Below are 18163 nucleotides of genomic sequence, written 5' to 3'. Positions count from 1 at the left end.
TACAGGCCATGGTTTGTGTAGGAAGAACTACCTTTCCGATGCCTTCTGAAAGAAGGAAAGGCGGAATTTTCCCAAAAAGGAGTGGGCGGAACAACTTCGGCCGACCTTTTATTATTTATGCGTCAGCACTGAGTATGGAACATTTTGATATACCCGGTCCAATAAACATGGTATATTTTAAGGCTTGAAGTAATCATGAACAGCCAATTTGGAACACGAAGACTCTTTAGGGAGCCCCAAAAAACGGAATTTCAGCCATGATAAGAAAAGCACTCATCCATGATGTTGCCCCCATACATGCCCTGCTTCAATTTTATGCCGAAAAAGGAGAGCTTTTAGCTCGGCCTTTAAGCAACCTTTATGACCATTTACGGGATTTCTGGGTATATGAAGATGAAGATACCGGCATAATAACAGGTTGTGCCGCACTGGCTTTTTGCTGGGAAGATATCGCCGAAATCCGCTCCGTTGCAGTAAAAGAAGAATACAATGGCCGGGGGATCGGATCTGCCCTTACAGAACGCTGTATCCAGGAAGCCTTCTACTTTAAATTAAAAACTTTGTTTGCGCTGACCTACCGCCCGGATTTCTTTGCCCGTTTCGGATTTGCAATCACTGAAAAAGACAATCTGCCCATGGTCAAAATCTGGGCCGGATGCCTGGACTGTGTTAAATTCCCGGATTGTGATGAAATCGCCATGATAAAACAATTATAGTTTAAGTTCAGGCATAAACCATCTTGTAGGGAATGGGCGCATACTTTGATACGGACGGTTTGGGAAGGATATGTTCTTCGGCCACGGTCAGCCAGTTATTATCCGGATTCAGTTCCCGCAGGCGGCCGCCTTCCGAGGGTAGTGCATGGATAGTGTAATCATACCAGACATTGAAAATACAAATATAAAATTTCCCCTGGCGGGCCACCACATAATTATTGGTAAAAGTACTCTGGGGAAGACCCTCCTGCTGTGCCAAGGCTTTAACCTGGTCAACCTCAAGCTTTACCAGAACGGACTTCGACACGCCTTTTTCATCAAAGCGCAGCAGGCTTCGTGATTCACTGGATGCAACATACACCGTAGTAATTGAGTCGAGCTGCCTGAAATACTGGGCAGCGACAATGGCAGCCGTCCTTCGTCCACCGGCCAACACAGGGACCCCATAATATTCAAACAATTTTTTTTGCATATTTTCAGCGTAACAATCCCCTTTTTCGTACAGATCTTTGGAGATATAACGTAAAAATTTGGCAAGATTTTCCGATGCATCGGCAATGGGCCAATCCACTCTGACGTGAAAATGGGTCAAGGCATACTGACTCTTCAGCCTATGGTTAGGCTGGATTAATATGGCATAATCCACAGGCAGCAGGTTTTTAAGAAGAGAAAAAAAACCGTCGGACTCAAAACATTTTATGTTCCGGTTGTAGTTTTCAAGATCAGGGAAATCTTTGAGTCCGAGCAGATTGGTTTTCGTGGTTTTATTAACGTCAAAATACCGGATATACTTTTTGTGAATTTTATCAATATAATCTTCACAAAAAATGATCAGAAAAGAATTTTGTGCCTCAAACTCAACGGAAGGGATGCGCGCCCGGGGTTTGAGTTCCCTTAACTCAACAAAGGGATAAGGAGTCCGAAGTTTTAAAAAATTATTGTAAGACCCCACAAGGCAGTAATCCAGGACAAACTGATCCAGTTCATCCCTTAATACCTGGTAATAGGACCGGCGCAACCGGTCCTCTCTACTCAAAGCATGCCGTAATTTGCAAAATTTCACCTCACGTTAATCCTTTCTGGTCTGAACTATTCCAGGGCGGCCACTCCCGGTAGCACTTTTCCTTCCATCATGTGCAGAAAAGCCCCGCCCCCTGTAGAGATATAGCTGACGTTTTCGGTAATCCCGCATTGCTTGGCGGCAAGCCCGGTATCACCACCGCCCACAACGGAAAAGGCGGGAGACTTGGCAATGGCATCTGCTATGGTCTGGGTACCTGCAGCAAACCGGTCCATTTCAAACACCCCCATGGGGCCGTTCCACACAATGGTACCGGCATCGGCAATGGCTTTGGCGAAACTTTGGGAACTTTCAGGACCAATATCCAGGGCCATCCAGCCATCCGGGATCTCATCCAAAAGAACGATGCGCGATGGGGAATCCTTGTCAAAACGCTCCGCAACAACCAGATCTACGGGCAAAAGCAGATCAATGCCTTTTTCCCTGGCATGGGACATGATATCCGAAGCGGTCTTAATCAAATCCGTTTCAATCATGGAGCCCTTGGTATCCACGCCATTTGCCGCAAGAAAGGTATTGGCCATGGCACCACCGATGATCATGCAGTCCACAAACTTGAGCATATTTTCAAGAGCAGCCAGTTTGCTGGAAACTTTTGCGCCGCCAATCACAACGACCAGCGGTTTCTTAGGATGTTCCACAGAATCGTAATATGAACGCACCTCTTTTTCAAGCAGAAAACCGGCTACAGACGATTTCGCATACTGGGTAATACCGGTCACCGATGCCTGGTCCCGATGGGATACGGCAAAAGCATTATTCACATAAACATCACAAAGGTCTGCAAGGGCCTTTGCAAACCCAGGATCATTTTTTTTCTCCTCATCGTGAAATCTTAAATTCTCAAGCATGAGAATCTGGCCGGGCTCAAGGGCTTGAACCTGCTTTTTCACCGCATCTCCAATACAATCATCGGCAAATGCCACAGGCGTGTTTAAAAGTTCCGACAGTCTGACGGCTGCTGGCTTAAGGCTGAATTTCTCGTCACGGCCACCTTTAGGACGGCCTAAATGGGAGGCCAAAACTAATTTGGCTTTTTTGTCAATCAAATAGGTAATCAGGTCCAGGGTGGCCCGGATCCGGTTGTCATCAGTAATATTGCCCTGGTCATCCATAGGTAGATTATAGTCCACCCGGATAAAAAGGGTTTTACCGTTTACATCAATGTCTCGAACCGATTTCATATCCCCTCCTAATAACGGCCATGGCCGGCCTGGTCTATCAACATCCAGGCTCAACCCACAACGAAAATTGAAAAATCTGTATAGATTACAAAGACTTTATCATAAAAAAAGCTAAACACTATTTCCTCATTTTCAGACCCCGCCGGTGCGCCTGTTTTTTCCTGGACCAGCGTTCAAAAAAGGTGATGGCCCCGGCTTTTGTGGATCGTTCAATAACCTCTTCTTCAACCTGAATTCCGTTTTTTGTGGCCAGTGCCTGTTGAAGGCACTTTGTTTTCACCGGACAATGGTAGAAGCATTGTTCCGGGGTTTCCCGCAACCCCTTGGGCCCCATGGGAAACACTTTTTCAAGATCCCCAAAACAGTCGGGAAGATCGTCTTGACTCGTCATTTAATCTGCTCAAACTCCTTTTGAAACTGCGCCATTACCCCCTGGGCGGCAAAACTGTAATACCCCTGACTGCCTGTGACAAGATGGTCGTGGATATGAATACCGGCAAATGCCAGGGCAAAAAACAGGGTCCGGGTAATACGGATATCCTGCGCTGAGGGTGTAATATCTCCGGACGGATGATTATGCGCTAAAACCACTGACGCCGCATTGTGTGCAAGGCTGCGTGCAATCACTTCCCGTGGATATACAGCCGAGGCTGAAAGGGTTCCGGTAAAAAGAATTTCCGATGCCATGACCCTGTTTTTGGCATCCAGGAATATCCCTAAAAAATGTTCTTTGCTTTTGTAACCAATGGTCTGGTTTAAATAGGCGATCAGGCTTTCAGGGTTACTGACCACATCCATTTTAAGTATCCGAGTCTCAAGGTACCGGTCAGCCACCGCCTTGATCAGGTGTATCCCGAAGCTATTGGCAGGCCCCACCCCCTTAACCTGGCAAAGGGCCTGGGTATCACTCTCCAGCACCCGGGGCAGGGTTTTGAATTCCGCTAAAAGATCTTTGGCAGCCTGCTTGGTATCCTTTCGCGGAGTATTCAGGGCCAAAAGAAGTTCCAGGACCTCATAGTCATGGAACCCTGACAGACCGGCCTGAAGGAAGCGTTCCCTCAGGCGCTGCCGATGTCCGGCACCCTTATTCGTCGTCTCCCTGTTCATCTATCGGGTCATCCGTATCAAGGTCTTTTGGATCATCTAAGATGTCGGCATCATCCTCATCCGGAGAAAAACATGTATTATCATCATCAGGATCACCATCCTCTTTAGGAAGTCGGGCAATGCCGATGAGTTTCTCTCCCTGTGCCAGGTTGATGAGTTTGACCCCCTGGGTATTTCTGGAAATTACGTTGATTCCGCAGATATCGGTACGAATCAGTTTACCCTTATCCGTAACCATCATCAACTCATCACTGTCACCTACCAGGGCAAGGGCCATCATCTTACCGTTACGCTTGGAGGTTTTAATGGAAAAAACGCCTTTACCGCCCCGGGCCTGGGTTCTATACTCCTCAATGTTGGAACGTTTTCCGTAACCATTTTCCGTAACCGTTAGAAGCGTATCCTCATCTCCAAGCACCTCCATGCCCACCACCCGGGCACCCTCGTCTATGCGCATGCCCCGCACGCCCATGGAGCCGCGGCCCACATCACGGACATCTTCTTCATTAAACCGGATTACCTTGCCCCCCTCGGACCCCAAAAAGATCTCCTGGGAGCCGTCGGTGATGCGTGCAGCAATGAGCTCGTCACCTTCGGCCAGCTTCACACCGATAAGCCCCCCTGCCCGGGGACGTGAATAGGCCATCAGCTCGGTCTTTTTCACCCGGCCTTTCTTGGTAGCCATGACAACGTACCGATTCTCTGAGAATTCATCCACGGTAAGCACGGTGGCAAGTTTTTCGCCCTCATCAAAATTAAGCAGGTTCACAATGGCCTTGCCAAGTGAGGAACGGCCGGCCATGGGCAGTTCATACACCTTGGCCTGATACACTTTGCCGAAGTTGGTAATAAAAAGGAAAGTGGCGTGGGTGGAGGCGACAAACAGATGTTCCACAAAATCGTCGGATTTGGTTCCCATGGCGGTTTTGCCTTTGCCTCCCCGGTGCTGGCTGGCATAAAGAGTCACGGGATTACGTTTGATGTATCCACTGCGGGTCACCGTGACCACCATGTCTTCTTCGGCAATAAGATCTTCAATGGAAATTTCAGCGGTGCTCTCCACGATACGGGTGCGCCGCTCATCCCCAAACTCATCATTAAGTTCGGTCAATTCATCCTTGATCAGTCCCCGGACCACAGTTTCAGACCCAAGGATCTCCTTAAACCAGGCAATATCCTTGAGCAGGCCCTGATACTCTGTTTCGATCTTTTCACGCTCCAGTCCGGTAAGCCGCTGAAGCCGCATATCCAAAATAGCCTGGGCTTGGATTTCCGTCAGATCAAACCGGTTTATCAAACCGGTCCTGGCCTCTTCCGGTGACTGGGATGCCCGGATCAGGGCAACCACTTCATCCAAATTATCCAAGGCAATCTTCAACCCTTCCAGAATATGGGCCCGTTCTTCTGCTTTGCGCAGATCATAGCGGGTACGCCGGATAATAACGTTGGTCCTGTGGGAAATAAAGTGGTTTAGGATTTCTTTAAGGGAAAGCAGTTCAGGCCGGTTATTGACCACCGCCAGAAAGATAATGCCAAAACTGGTCTGCATATTGGTGTGCTTGTAAAGCTGATTGATCACCACTTCAGCGATTTGGTCGCGTTTGAGCCCAACGGCCATGCGCATGCCCTGGCGGTCGGATTCATCCCGCACATAGGAGACACCGGTGATCACCTTGTCCCGGACCAACTCGGCGATCTTTTCCACCACCTTGGCCTTATTTACCTGATAGGGAAGTTCCGTGACCACAATGGTTTCCTGGCCGGTTTTCTTGTTTTCCTCAACTTCCACTTTGGCCCGCAGCGTGATAATGCCCCGGCCGGAGTCATAGGCTTCAAAAATCCCTTTGGTACCGTAAATATGACCATAGGTAGGAAAATCCGGCCCAGGAATATGTGCCATCAATGCCCGTGTGTCCAATCCTGGGTTGTCAATGAGCGCCTTTAACCCCTCAATGACTTCGCTAATGTTATGAGGAGGCACATTTGTGGTCATACCCACGGCAATCCCCGAAGACCCGTTCACCAGTAATGCCGGAAACTTAGTGGGGAGGACGGCGGGTTCCTCTATGGTTTCATCATAATTGGGGATGAATTCCACAGTCTCTTTTTCAAGATCAGCCAGCATCTGGTGGGAAAGCTTGCGCATACGGATTTCCGTATAACGCATGGCAGCCGGAGAGTCGCCGTCCACGGAGCCAAAATTGCCCTGGCCGTCCACCAGGGTATAACGCAGGGAGAAGTCCTGGGCCATGCGGACAATGGTGTCATACACGGCAGAATCCCCATGTGGGTGATATTTACCAATCACATCACCCACGATACGGGCAGATTTCTTATAGGGTTTATTCCAGTCATTGTGAAGCTGCTGCATGGCATATAACACACGCCGGTGGACCGGTTTTAACCCGTCCCGGACATCGGGCAGCGCCCGCCCGATAATGACACTCATGGCATACTCGAGATAAGACTGCCTCATCTCTTTCTCAATACTGGTGCTTTCGTTTTGAATCATCCTAAATTAACTGCTCCCGATTAAATTGCTTATGAAAAAATCCGCTCAAGCCGCTTAAAAGATCTATTCATGGCATGTTTTGGAAAAAACCCCGGTGAACTTATTGATCAGGCCATGAATCCAGCATCCCTTTGCCCGGTTCCACCATGGACTGAAATGTGGAAAAATAAATATCAGAAAGGGTTAAAAACAAAGTAGCGATCAAAGGCCCATAAATTATACCTAAAATTCCATATACTTTCAAACCCCCAATAATAGCAAAAAACACAACAAGCGGGTGCATGGAGACTCTGTCTCCCACCACCTTGGGTTTGAAAATATACTCAACACCCCATGACAACACTCCATAAAATCCAACGATGAAAAGGCCTTTACCTATGCTGCCTTTCAAAAGAAAAACCAAAGCCGCGGGCAGCATGACCACACCAATGCCGACAATGGGCAAAAATGCCAGAAACCCCATGATCACTCCCCATAAAAAGGGGGAATTCAGACCCAGAAACCAGAACAGTGCACCGCCTGCAGTCCCCTGGATCAATCCGCCCAGTCCGTTGCCGATGAGCACGGCCCCGGCCATATCGTTGAACTTTTCGAAAAGCTTGCGGTCATGCTCGTCCTTGAGCGGAGACAAATCATACATATACTGTATGAACCGCTTGCCATCCATGAACATGTAGAAAACCACAATGAGCATCAGGCAAAAGTAAAACACCAGATTCAGCAGGTTGGAGGTCAAAAACCGGGCCTGCTGAAACAGAGAAAAGCCTAAATTCTTTCCAACTTCGGTCAAAGGGTCGATCAACTCACGCCAGGAGATCTGGGTGTGAATATTGGCCCGGATAAAAAATTCATTGATCCGCTCAAGGGCCCGGGTACTTTCCAAAAAATTGATCAGCGTATTTGAAAAGACCGCATCCTTTGCCATGTTGTAAAGCCCCAGGGCTTCTTTGGAGAGAATGCCCACAATAAAGACAACCGGAATAAAGACAATGAAAAAAACAGCCAGACAGGTGAGAACAGAAGCGACCCGTTTGGGCATATATCTATCCAGTGTTTTAAATACAGGCCTGAAAATACCGGCAATGACGATTCCCAACAGCAGGCTTGCAAAAAACGGTGCAATCACTTTTCCCACAAGAAAAATGGATATGCAAAACAGCGTCAGAAAAAAAAAGAACACTGCCCGCTGAAAAATATTCTGCTCCAAATATACCTGCCTGGTGATCGAAAAACCGATTAATGGTTAAAAGGAAAGATCTAAATAACGAGGTAAAGCCGCATCATGCAGAACATTACATTACCTGCACAGGTGCGGCTTTTCCTTTAATGTACGAATTGCCCGGTGTTAACTGCTGATAAATCCCAGGGCAGCCAGCACCAGCAATACTTCCCAGATAATAACCTGGGTAAAACTTCCAAAGAAATGGTATACAATGCCGCCGCCTATGATGGCAGGTACGGCCGTGTATATCAGTATCCCGAGTTTGCGTGGAATATCCATGGTTTTACACCTCTTTTTTCAATTCAATTTCAATCAGTTATACCGGCAATATCAGTTTATTTGTTTAGCATTTTAAGGTTCCGAAGTAAAGGAGAACATGCCGAAAAATAATAGTAATCTACCGCTCAATAATCATTGCCATGCCCATTCCGCCACCGATACACATGGAAATCAGACCGGTATTGTAATCCTTTCTTTTCATCTGATGAATGGCGGTGACCATCTGGCGGGCACCTGTGCAGCCGATGGGGTGGCCCAAAGAGATTCCCGAGCCCAGTTCATTGGGTTTTTCCACATCAAGATCCAGCTCTCTCATGCAGCCAATGGCCTGGGCGGCAAAGGCTTCGTTCAGTTCGATCATCTCAATATCGGACAATGCCATGCCGGTTTGCTTAAGCACCCGTTTCACAGCCGGCACAGGTCCAAGACCCATGTACGCAGGATCAAGACCGCCGGAGGCAAAGCCTTTGACCTTTGCCAGCACCTCAAGCCCAAGTTCATCGGCACGCTGTGCAGTCATCATGAGCACGGCTGCAGCACCGTCGTTGATGCCCGAGGCATTGCCGGCAGTTACGGTACCGTCTTTTCTAAAAGCCGGGCGCAGCTTAGCCAGTTTTTCCATACTGGTTTCCATGGGCCGCTCATCTTTATTGACCACAATATCCCCTTTGCGGTTTTTAATCACAACCGGAACGATTTCCTGGTCAAAGGTGCCGTCATGGACCGCACCCAGGGCCCGGGTATGGCTTAAAAGCGCAAGTTCATCCTGCTCCTGCCGCGTGATACCGTACTTTTCAACAATATTTTCTGCGGTCTGGCCCATGTGGTAACCGTAAAAAATTTCATAAAGGCCATCATACACCATCAGGTCATGGACCGGGCCCTGGCCGGTAAGTTCCATGCGATGGCCCCACCTGGCCTTGAGCAGGGCCATGGGTGCATTGCTCATGCTTTCCTGGCCCCCTGCCAGAACCACATCAGCCTGGCCTGCCATAATGGCCTGGGCACCCAAGGCAATGGCCTTAAGGCCTGATCCACAGATTTTATTAATGGTCATGGCCGGGGTCGTACGACTGATACCGGCACTGATCATGGCCTGGCGGGCCGTATTCTGTCCCTGGCCGGCCTGGAGTACGTTGCCCATGATCACTTCATCCACATAGATGTCTGTCAGATCATCGGCATAATCATATCCTGTACGCTCAATGTCTATCATTCCCTGATCTTTCAGGGTTGCAGGGGAACATTCATCATCGCCCGGATCCAGGGCCGGCTTGAGTCCGGCACGTTTTAATACGTCTTTCATGACATAGGTGCCCAGTTCCACCACCGGCACACTTTTCAATGATCCGCCAAAGGTTCCCACAGCAGTTCTAACACCACTCACAATTACCACTTCTTGCATATCCGCCTCCAATTGGATTGATTTTTCCAAACCATTGGTTAAATTCTCAACAATTTGGTTAAATTGCCATAACAAAATGATTTGTAAAATACAAGGAAAACGCCGTCAGGTATCTTTAGCGTTCTTTTTCAGATCCAGCCACGCCTCAAGACGCTGCTTTATGGTTTTCTCATAGCCCCTGGCAGTGGGATGATAAAACCGTATGCCTTCAAGGGGTTCGGGCAGATAGGACTGGGGCGCATACCCGTGCTTATGATCATGGGCGTATTTATAGCCTTTGCCGTAACCCATCTGTTTCATCAATCCGGTGGGGGCATTGCGAATATGCATGGGCACGGGCAGGGACCCATGTTTTTTCACGGCGTCTTGAACCTGTTTCTGGGCCGCATACACGGCATTGCTTTTCGGCGCTGTGGCCAGGTACACAGTGGCCTGGTATAAAGAGCCATCCCCTTCGGGACGACCCAGGCGCCTGAATGAGGCATCCGCATTCATGGCCATGGTCAACGCGCCGGGATCGGCAAGGCCGATGTCTTCGGTGGCCAGGCGAATCATCCGCCTTAATATGTAAATGGGGTCATCCCCTGCAGCCAGCATCCGTTCAAGCCAGTACATGGCCCCATCCGGATCACTGCCCCGCACACTCTTAATAAAGGCGGAGATCAGATTAAAGTGTTCTTCACCTGCCTTGTCATGGCGCAAAAGCTTTTGGGCCACCATGGCCCTGACATCTTCTACCTCCAGCGTTTTGGCGTCCCCGCGGTTCAATGCACAGGCTTCAAGATTTGTCAGGGCCGCCCGTGCATCGCCGTCAGATGCAGCGGCGATATGGGCAATGGCCTCTTTGGAAAATATATCCGACGGCAGTCCAAGCCCCCGGGCTTTATCGGTTAAAGCCCGGTTCAAAATCTGCACAACAGCACCCTGGGACAGGCTGTTCAAGGCAAAAACCCGGCATCTGGATACCAGGGCGGGATTGACCTCAAAGGAAGGATTTTCCGTGGTAGCCCCGATCAAGGTGATCAATCCGTTTTCCACATGGAAAAGAAAGGCATCCTGCTGGGATTTGTTAAACCGGTGGATCTCATCCACAAACAGCAGGGTCCGCCGGTTATGAAGCCGTCTTCTCTCCTGTGCGGCCTCAATAATCTGCCGGACCTCCTTGACGCCCGACAACACCGCAGAAATTTTGACCCACTGGTTTTTCGTCTGGGCTGCAATGACATTGGCCAGGGTGGTTTTACCGCACCCCGGCGGCCCCCACAGGATTATGGAAAAAACCCGGTCTTCGGACACGGCACGTTCCAGCAGACTGCCTTTGGCCGTAATGTGCTCCTGGCCCACAACATCTTCCAGGCGCCGGGGCCGCATACGTTCGGCCAGTGGTGCAGCCCCCGCCATATCCTGATCGGCAGTATGCTCAAAAAGATCCATTACAATGCGTTTTTCTGATCCCGTTCGCGTTTTCTGCGGCTCTGTTCTTTGCGCTGCTTATCCCGCTTTGTCATCACCTTCTTTTTCTTCGCTTGGATTCGCCTGAACTCCTTTGTGTTGCCGGAAAATTCAATTTTACCGGTTTTTTCCCTGAAATATAGTTTAACAGGTGTCAAGTTCAAGGGGATCATCTGGCGCAGCTGGTTGACCAGGTATCGTTTATAAGAAAAGTGTACGGCTTCGGGGTAGTTGACAAAACAGACAAAGCAAGGCGGTTTTACCGCCACCTGGGATGCATAAAAAAACTTGATGCGCCGGCCTTTGTGAAGGGATGGCTCATCTCTATACACGGCGTCTTCGATGATCCGGTTAACCATGCCCGTATTGATTCTGTGGCAGTATTCCTTATAAACCTTTTCCACTTCATCAAAAATCTTGTGGCAGCGCTGGCCGGTCTTGGCTGAAATGGTGAGGGCAGGCGCAAAGGACAGGAACCTTGCCTTCTGGCGCAGCTCTTTGATAAACGCCTGCTGCCCTTTTTCGGACTTGTCCACAAGATCCCACTTATTGAGCAGAAAGATGGCCCCGCACCCCCTTTTTTCCGCATACCCTGCAATGGTGATGTCCTGGTCCGTGATGCCTTCGGAGCAGTCAATGAGAATCAACGCCACATCACAATCTTCCATACTGTCCAGGGCCTTGAGAATGGAAAATTTTTCAAGCTTGTCAGTCACCTTACCCTTACGGCGGATGCCTGCGGTATCTTTAAGGATGAATTCCCGGCCTTTCCGGTTCACGGATAATTCAATGGCATCCCGGGTGGTGCCGGCCTTATCGTTAACCACCACACGCTGTTCGCCGAAAAGCCGGTTGGCAAGGGATGATTTACCCACGTTGGGACGCCCGATAATGGCAATACGGATGGGCCCGTTATCGTCATCATCACCCTGCTCACCTGATTCAGCCGGGGCATCGGGCAGCATAGCCACCAGATCTGAAAGAAAATCACCTACCCCCAGACCATGTTCGGCGGATACTTTATAAAACCGGTCCACACCCAGCGTATAGAACTCCCCAAGCTCGTCTTCCTGGCGGTGAAGGCTTTCAACCTTATTAATCAGATAAAAAACAGGCTTTTCTGTACGGCGTAAAAGATCGGCAAGATCACGGTCATAGGGAGAAAGCCCTGCCCGGCCATCCAGAATAAACACCAGGACATCGGCCTGGTCCACGGCCCGCAACAACTGCTCCCTGATCTGGGATGCAAAATAGTCATCATCCGCACTTAAAAAACCGCCGGTATCAACCAGGGTAAAGTTTTTATCCTCCCATTGGGTATCGGCATACTGCCGGTCCCGGGTGACACCGGGCATATCATCCACCAGGGCCTGGCGGGATTTTGTAATTCTATTAAACAATGTGGATTTTCCAACATTGGGGCGGCCCACAAGGGCCACAACCGGTTTCATATGTATTTCTCCCGGACAAAAAAAGGGGTTAGAAAATTGAAATTATAAGATATTTTAAGAAAAAAAACTACCTTACCGTTTTATTATTGAAGGAAGATTATGCGCAACAGATGATCGACGCGTTTAAAGCCGCTCGGGCCTCCCGAAAACGTCCATGCCGATTGCAGGAATTCAAGTAATTAAATGGAGATGAGGGTTATGAGTATGAGCCTATATTGGACGGGGCGACGTTTTCTCCGGTTCCCAGAACCTCGAATAGGATGTGGGCCAAATTGGCCCTTGAGATGGGAATATCCTGAAAATACCGGGAGCGCAGCTCCATCATCAGCAGGCCCTTGTATTGGGCCGGTTGATCTTCAGTATCCGGCGCCGCAGTTGATCAATGAATTAGGCGTAGCTGTAGGGACTGGCCGTGGTGCAAGGCCGGGCGTTTTCCACGGCATGGTAATTAAATAAATCTCATTCTTATCTTGCTGCACAGGTGGTCAATAATGCCCACAGTGATAATGATGATGATCATCATGGTGCAGACTTCCCGGAACAGGTATCCGTTCAGTTTGTCAAAGATGAGAAAGCCGATACCGCCGGCCCCGACAAAACCAAGAATAGCGGCGCTTCTGACGTTGGATTCAAACCTGAGCAGGGTATAGGAAACAAAAACCGGCATGACCTGGGGCATAACGGAAAATGCAATGGTCTGGGCGGCAGACGCACCCGTGCTGGTCAGGGCCTCTACCTGGCCGGATTCAATGGCCTCAATCTGCTCAGAAAAGACCTTGCCCAGAATGCCGAAGGTGTGAATCCACAGGGCCAGGATACCGGCGTAGGGCCCTAAACCAATCACAGCCACAAATATCAAGGCCATGACAAATTCATTGAATCCCCTGCAGGCGTCCAACAGCCGCCGGACCATAAAGGAGATGGATTTCCGGCTGGATCCGGATTTGACGTCTTCCCCGGGCAGGATAATTTCCAGGGTATTTTGGGCGGCGAAAAAGGAGATTGGGACGGCACAGACCAGGGCCAGCAGCGTCCCCCAGATGGCAATGGCAATGGTCTCCAGCAGGGCCACGATATATCCCTTGATCTTTTCGGGCGAGGTTTCAGGCGGGAAATATCCCCCTTGTTTTTCTTTTAAGGCATCCTTTTCCGCTGCCTGCTTCAGCCTCCGGATCTCTTTGGGGTCCATGGATGCCAGAATCTCTTTTTCTTTTTCCCTGCGCTCCTTTTCCATTTCCTGAAAATCCGGGCGTTGGTCAAAGAGCAGGTTCCTGTACTTGTTGGACATATATTCCTGGGCTCTTCCCATGGCCTGGGTCTGGGCAGCCCGATTGATCTGGTCCTGGATATACGCTTGATCGACCTGGCTTAAGTCCCGGCCGAAAAGGTATTCTTTGGCATGGCCCCGATTTTCCCAGACCTTTAAGGGGCTGATGCCGCACCAGACCCAGGTCACGGACAAAGTGACCAGGCAGACAGCCAAAAGATTGAACCGCCGGTAACCGGAAAGGACCGTGGGCGGCCGGATCACCTTGCGGAAGGCAAGGGGCTGATCCAACCTGGTCTCATCCAGAAAGCGGCGGAAGATAAGGGGCAGAACACAGAGCATAAGGGTGCCTAAAAGGCATAAGATCAGGCCAAACCCTAAGCTTTCCACCGGATGAAACCTGACAAGCTGCGATCCGTCCCGGAGGTGAATCATTTCGGTCCAGGGCCCGCGCCGGTTTAGAGACAAGACCACGGAATCCGAAAACAGCAAGTCGGCGATGAGCACCGCCAGGGCGGTCAGGCCTGCCAGGCCCGGGTAAAGCAGATCTGCTGCCCTGGGCCGACTGCGTATCAGGGCAAGACCTGCGGCAGCAGCGCCGGAAAGGGGAAAGAGTAACAGAACCCAGCACCCAAGCATGGCCAGGCTGTAACCTGAGTAGTGAAAGGGATCTTTCTCCAGCCAGGGCAGGATAAATCCTGCGATGGGCATCAATCCCGCAGCAAAGGTCAGAGATTTAAATCCCTTTTCCATGGTTTAGTTTCCTTTTTTCTCCTGGAGCTTGGCTTTGAGACGCTTCATATACCGGACCACGTCATAGGTGGCGTCGTTTACCGGAGCATAGCCCCCGTTCTGGAGCTTTTCAATGCCGGCTTTGTCAAAGTTAAAGGACATCAATGCGCCTGTAAAAGCGGCCTTGAGACTGGCCGGCAGATCTTTTCTGCCGGCCATGGGGGCGCCGGGAATCAGCTCTGAGGTCCAAATAATGTTGAAGTCGTCCTTTGAGGCAGCACCCTTTTCAATCATCCGGTCCAGGTCAATGTTGTTGGTGGAGGCCACCTCGATTTTAGCGTTCTTCACAGCCAGAATAGAGGCACCGTGGGATCCTGAAAAAGAGACTTCGGTGAAGAGTTGTTCCGGATTGGTCTTCAGGTCGCGGTAAAAAAGTACGCTGGGAACCAGGCACCCTGAGGTGGAGTTGGGGTCGGTAAAGGAGAAGGTGTGGGTCTTGTCAATGGCCTGGTCCAGGGAAGTGATCCCGGAACCCTTCTTGGTGATGATGATGCCGTAGTAACCTTTGGCACCGGTCTTGTCCAGCTCCAGGGCCAGGGCTTCGGCACCGGCCCTGGCAGAGGCTTCCACATAGGATTTGGGGCCAAAGTACGCAAAGTCGATGTGCTTGTGGGCCATGGCGGTGATGATGCCGGCATAATCAGAGGCGGAAAAGGCCTCAACCTTGATGCCCAGATTTTTCTCCAGGTGCGCCATAAGCGGAGCGAACCGGACCTGGATATCGGCCCCGCCCTCAGTGGGGATGAGGCCGACCCGGATTTTATCCGGCCAGTTCGGGGCGGCATTGACACCGGCGCCTGCCGTCATGGTGAGGCAGAACAGAGCAATCAAAATTTTCTTCACAAATTTCATTTTTATCTCCTTACAATAAAGTAATGGGGTGATGGAACAAAGGCTATGCTTCAGGGGTTATGCGGCAAAGGTTTCTTTCTCGGCCGTATTCGGAGGGGAACTGGTGCCTGCTGAACAAACAGCGGATTCAAACTCCGCCCCGTAAATGGTTTTGGCAATATCCGGGGTGAACTGATCCACGGGGCCGTCAAAGACCAGACTGCCGTCCTGGATGCCGATGATCCGGTCGGCGTACTGCTGGGCCAGGTCCACCTGGTGAAGGTTGATGAGAACCGGGATGGTTTTGGACTCACAGATTTTTTTAAGAATGCCCATGACCCGGTGGGAACTGGCCGGGTCCAGACTGGCCACAGGTTCGTCTGCCAGGACCACCCGGGGCTCCTGGGCCAAGGTCCTGGCAATGGCTACCCGCTGCTGCTGGCCACCGGAAAGACTGTCAGCCCGTTTGGCGGCCAGATGAGAAATCCCCACCTGGGTGAGGGCCTCAAAGGCCTTTTGTTTTTCAGCTTCCTTGAAGATCCTGAACACCGAGGCAATTGACCATAAGCGGTTGGAACAAAGGCTCAGCCGCCCGGCCAGGACATTTTCAAATACCGTGAGCCTGGGCACCAGGTTGAACTGCTGGAAGACCATGCCCACGTCGGACCTGAGTTTAAGAAGTGCCCTGCCCCGGCACCGGGTGATGTCCGCCCCGTGGATGCGTATTTCTCCGGCTGTCCTGGGGATGAGGCGGTTCAGACAGCGCAACAGGGTGGACTTCCCCGCTCCGGATGGCCCCAGGATGGCCACCAATTCCCCCTGGTTCACGGAAAAAGAGACATTATCCACGGCAGTGATATCCGGCTTGAAAATCTTGGTCAGACGTTTAACGGTGAGAACGGATTGGGAACTCATGAAATCTCCTTATACGGCCCTGGACATGTGAGGCGCTTCAATGCTGAACACCTGACGTCCGTTGACAAAAGCCTGGGTGATGTGGGCCCAAGCATGGTCCTGGTTTACGATGAGAATATCTGCCGGGGCTCCGGGAGAAAGCCGGCCCGGGCCTCTTTCCGGGTTGAGATAGCCGCCGGGCCCGGAGGTGACGGCAGCCAGACCCGCTTCCAGGTTATTGATTTTGTGGCCTGCTTTGAAGGCGGCCTGAAACAAGGATTCCGGGTAATAGTCCGAAACCAGCCCGGTAAGCATTCCGGTTTCAAGGACCTGGGATGCCTTGAGATTTCCATTGGTGGAGGCATCCCTGATCAGGTTGGGAGAGCCCATGAAAACAGCCATCCCGGCCTTTGATGCCTGCACGGCAGCGGCCATGGACACAGGGAACTCAGTGGCCTTAACTCCCATGGATCGGACCAGGTCCACCTTTTCCGGGGTGTCGTCGTCGTGGCTGAGCATGGGAATGCCCCGGGCGGAGACAACGTCCACCAGGGTGGTCACCATGTCCCAGGCTTCCTGGTTCCCGTTCAGTTTTTCCCTGGCACGGCTCTCTATCTCATCCCGGGTCAGGTCGTACTCGGCCAGGTGGAAGGTCAAGTAGTCGGTGAGGGATTTGAACTGGCCCTGGCCCGGGGTGTGGTCCATGATGGAGACAAGGTCCACCAGGCCCTCATCCAAAAGGCCCAGGATCACCTCAAAACTCTGCCTTGACCCCACCTCGTAGCGGATGTGGGTGTTATGCCGGACCAGAGATTGGGGGGAGTTGGTAAAGGCCTTGATTTTTTTCACGCAGCTTGCAGCGGTTCCAGGAGAGCGCAGGCCCAGTTCGTTGTCGGCAAAGCTTAAGGCATGGAAAAAACTGGTAATGCCGCAGGCGGCCAGGTGCCGGTCCAGGTTAAGCAAAGCAAATTCTACGTCGAAAAATACCCCTTTGCGCTTTTCAATGGAGCGCTCCAGACTGTCCGAATGGAGGTCCACAAGTCCAGGCATGATCAGGCTGCCATTGGTGTTGATGGTTCGCAGATTGCCGGGAGCTTCGGACCCTTTCCGTGCAACATTCATATCTGATCTGCTGCTGCAGCTTACCTCAACGACGCGGCCGTGGTGTACAAGGACGGAGCCTTGGGGAATCAGCCGCCTGCCGTCAAATACCGGTCCGCCAGTGATAAAAAAATTCATTCCTGTGCCGCCTGTTTTTCTGCCTGTGGCCCCCTGCCTGCCGGTGCCATATTAACGGCCCGGCCCTTGATTTTTTCCTGGTCGGATTTGTCGTGGAAGACCCCAATGACGCAAGTACCCGCATCGACGCTTTCCGTTATCAAGTTGATGACGGTCTGTTTATTTTTTGAGTCCAGGGAGGCGGTGGGCTCATCCAGGAGCATCACAGGATAGGGAGCGATGAATCCCCGGGCAATATTGATGCGCTGCTGTTCACCGCCGGAAAAGGTTGTGGCCGACAAGGCCCAGAGGTTTTCCGGGATGCGCAGGCGAGCAAGCATCTCTTTTCCCCGAACCGTTGCCTTTGATTCGGCCACCCCACGGGCCACCAGGGGTTCGATCACCGTATCCAGGGCTGATACCCGGGGCACCACCCTGAGGAATTGGCTGACATAGCCAATGGTATGACGGCGGATATCATAAACCAGGGCCGGCGGGGCAGCGGCCATATCCACGGTCACCCCCTTGTGCCGGATGAGAATCTTGCCTTTGGGGGTGCGGTACCCGGCATAGATCATGCGCAACAGGGTGCTCTTGCCCACGCCGGAGGGACCGGTGAGGATGCTGGCGCAAGAGGGGTAGAACTTCATGGAAAAATTGTCCAGCACCGGCAGGCGTGTGCCGCCCTGGTGGTGGAAAATAAAGTCCTTGTGAAGGTTGATCAGGGTGAGTATTGCATCCATATTATTCAT

At 51.2% G+C, this 18163-nt stretch carries 18 protein-coding genes; 2 read left to right on the top strand and 16 right to left on the bottom strand.

Features of this window, described 5'->3' with window-relative positions:
* Window positions 1-188 (top strand): hypothetical protein (locus B147_RS32450; RefSeq protein WP_026259620.1); only part of this gene is annotated, 188 nt, incomplete at its 5' end.
* Between the two features lie 69 nt (window positions 189-257).
* Entirely contained in the window at window positions 258-716 is a 459-nt protein-coding gene (locus B147_RS0111775) for an N-acetyltransferase (protein WP_020587401.1), read from the top strand.
* Window positions 717-723: 7 nt separating this feature from the next.
* Here the strand turns inward: B147_RS0111775 and B147_RS0111770 are convergent, their stop codons facing one another.
* The 16 genes from B147_RS0111770 to phnL form a co-directional block, all read right to left on the bottom strand.
* Complete coding sequence (locus B147_RS0111770) at window positions 724-1779, bottom strand: hypothetical protein (RefSeq protein WP_020587400.1); 1056 nt, start codon at window positions 1777-1779, stop codon at window positions 724-726.
* Window positions 1780-1805: 26 nt separating this feature from the next.
* Window positions 1806-2981, bottom strand: coding sequence for a phosphoglycerate kinase (locus tag B147_RS0111765; protein ID WP_020587399.1), 1176 nt, complete (start codon window positions 2979-2981; stop codon window positions 1806-1808).
* Between the two features lie 118 nt (window positions 2982-3099).
* Window positions 3100-3372, bottom strand: a complete 273-nt coding sequence (locus tag B147_RS0111760) for a hypothetical protein (RefSeq protein WP_020587398.1) — start codon at window positions 3370-3372, stop codon at window positions 3100-3102.
* Complete coding sequence (radC, locus tag B147_RS0111755) at window positions 3369-4088, bottom strand: RadC family protein (RefSeq protein WP_020587397.1); 720 nt, start codon at window positions 4086-4088, stop codon at window positions 3369-3371. The genes B147_RS0111760 and radC overlap by 4 nt, the downstream gene beginning before the upstream one ends.
* Window positions 4066-6600: a DNA gyrase subunit A gene (gyrA, locus tag B147_RS0111750; protein ID WP_020587396.1), complete on the bottom strand. Its 2535-nt coding sequence runs from the start codon at window positions 6598-6600 to the stop codon at window positions 4066-4068. The genes radC and gyrA overlap by 23 nt, the downstream gene beginning before the upstream one ends.
* Before the next feature lie 100 nt (window positions 6601-6700).
* Window positions 6701-7807 (bottom strand): AI-2E family transporter, encoded by a 1107-nt coding sequence (locus B147_RS0111745; protein ID WP_020587395.1) that lies wholly within the window; start codon window positions 7805-7807, stop codon window positions 6701-6703.
* Between the two features lie 138 nt (window positions 7808-7945).
* Complete coding sequence (locus tag B147_RS32155; protein WP_020587394.1) at window positions 7946-8101, bottom strand: hypothetical protein; 156 nt, start codon at window positions 8099-8101, stop codon at window positions 7946-7948.
* Window positions 8102-8219: 118 nt separating this feature from the next.
* A complete protein-coding gene (locus tag B147_RS0111735) occupies window positions 8220-9506 on the bottom strand; it encodes a thiolase family protein (protein ID WP_020587393.1) in 1287 nt (428 codons plus the stop codon).
* Between the two features lie 105 nt (window positions 9507-9611).
* Window positions 9612-10940 carry a replication-associated recombination protein A gene (locus B147_RS0111730; RefSeq protein ID WP_020587392.1) on the bottom strand — a complete coding sequence of 443 codons (1329 nt, stop codon included), beginning with the start codon at window positions 10938-10940 and terminating at the stop codon, window positions 9612-9614.
* Window positions 10940-12409 carry a ribosome biogenesis GTPase Der gene (gene der, locus B147_RS0111725; protein WP_020587391.1) on the bottom strand — a complete coding sequence of 490 codons (1470 nt, stop codon included), beginning with the start codon at window positions 12407-12409 and terminating at the stop codon, window positions 10940-10942. Before der ends, B147_RS0111730 begins: the two co-directional genes overlap by 1 nt.
* 196 nt (window positions 12410-12605) lie before the next feature.
* Entirely contained in the window at window positions 12606-12734 is a 129-nt protein-coding gene (locus B147_RS33175) for a hypothetical protein (protein ID WP_020587390.1), read from the bottom strand.
* A 123-nt stretch (window positions 12735-12857) separates the two neighbouring features.
* The gene (phnE, locus tag B147_RS0111715; RefSeq protein ID WP_020587389.1) at window positions 12858-14429 is read right to left on the bottom strand and encodes a phosphonate ABC transporter, permease protein PhnE; all 1572 of its coding nucleotides are present in this window, start codon (window positions 14427-14429) and stop codon (window positions 12858-12860) included.
* 3 nt (window positions 14430-14432) lie between these two features.
* Window positions 14433-15320, bottom strand: a complete 888-nt coding sequence (phnD, locus tag B147_RS0111710; protein WP_020587388.1) for a phosphonate ABC transporter substrate-binding protein — start codon at window positions 15318-15320, stop codon at window positions 14433-14435.
* 57 nt (window positions 15321-15377) lie between these two features.
* Window positions 15378-16214 carry a phosphonate ABC transporter ATP-binding protein gene (gene phnC, locus B147_RS0111705; RefSeq protein ID WP_020587387.1) on the bottom strand — a complete coding sequence of 279 codons (837 nt, stop codon included), beginning with the start codon at window positions 16212-16214 and terminating at the stop codon, window positions 15378-15380.
* Between the two features lie 9 nt (window positions 16215-16223).
* Complete coding sequence (locus B147_RS0111700) at window positions 16224-17432, bottom strand: alpha-D-ribose 1-methylphosphonate 5-triphosphate diphosphatase (RefSeq protein ID WP_020587386.1); 1209 nt, start codon at window positions 17430-17432, stop codon at window positions 16224-16226.
* Entirely contained in the window at window positions 17429-18163 is a 735-nt protein-coding gene (phnL, locus tag B147_RS0111695) for a phosphonate C-P lyase system protein PhnL (protein ID WP_020587385.1), read from the bottom strand. Before phnL ends, B147_RS0111700 begins: the two co-directional genes overlap by 4 nt.

It is taken from the genome of Desulfobacter curvatus DSM 3379 (assembly GCF_000373985.1).
GTDB classification, from domain to species: domain Bacteria; phylum Desulfobacterota; class Desulfobacteria; order Desulfobacterales; family Desulfobacteraceae; genus Desulfobacter; species Desulfobacter curvatus.
This window is presented reverse-complemented; position numbering and strand designations above follow the sequence as displayed.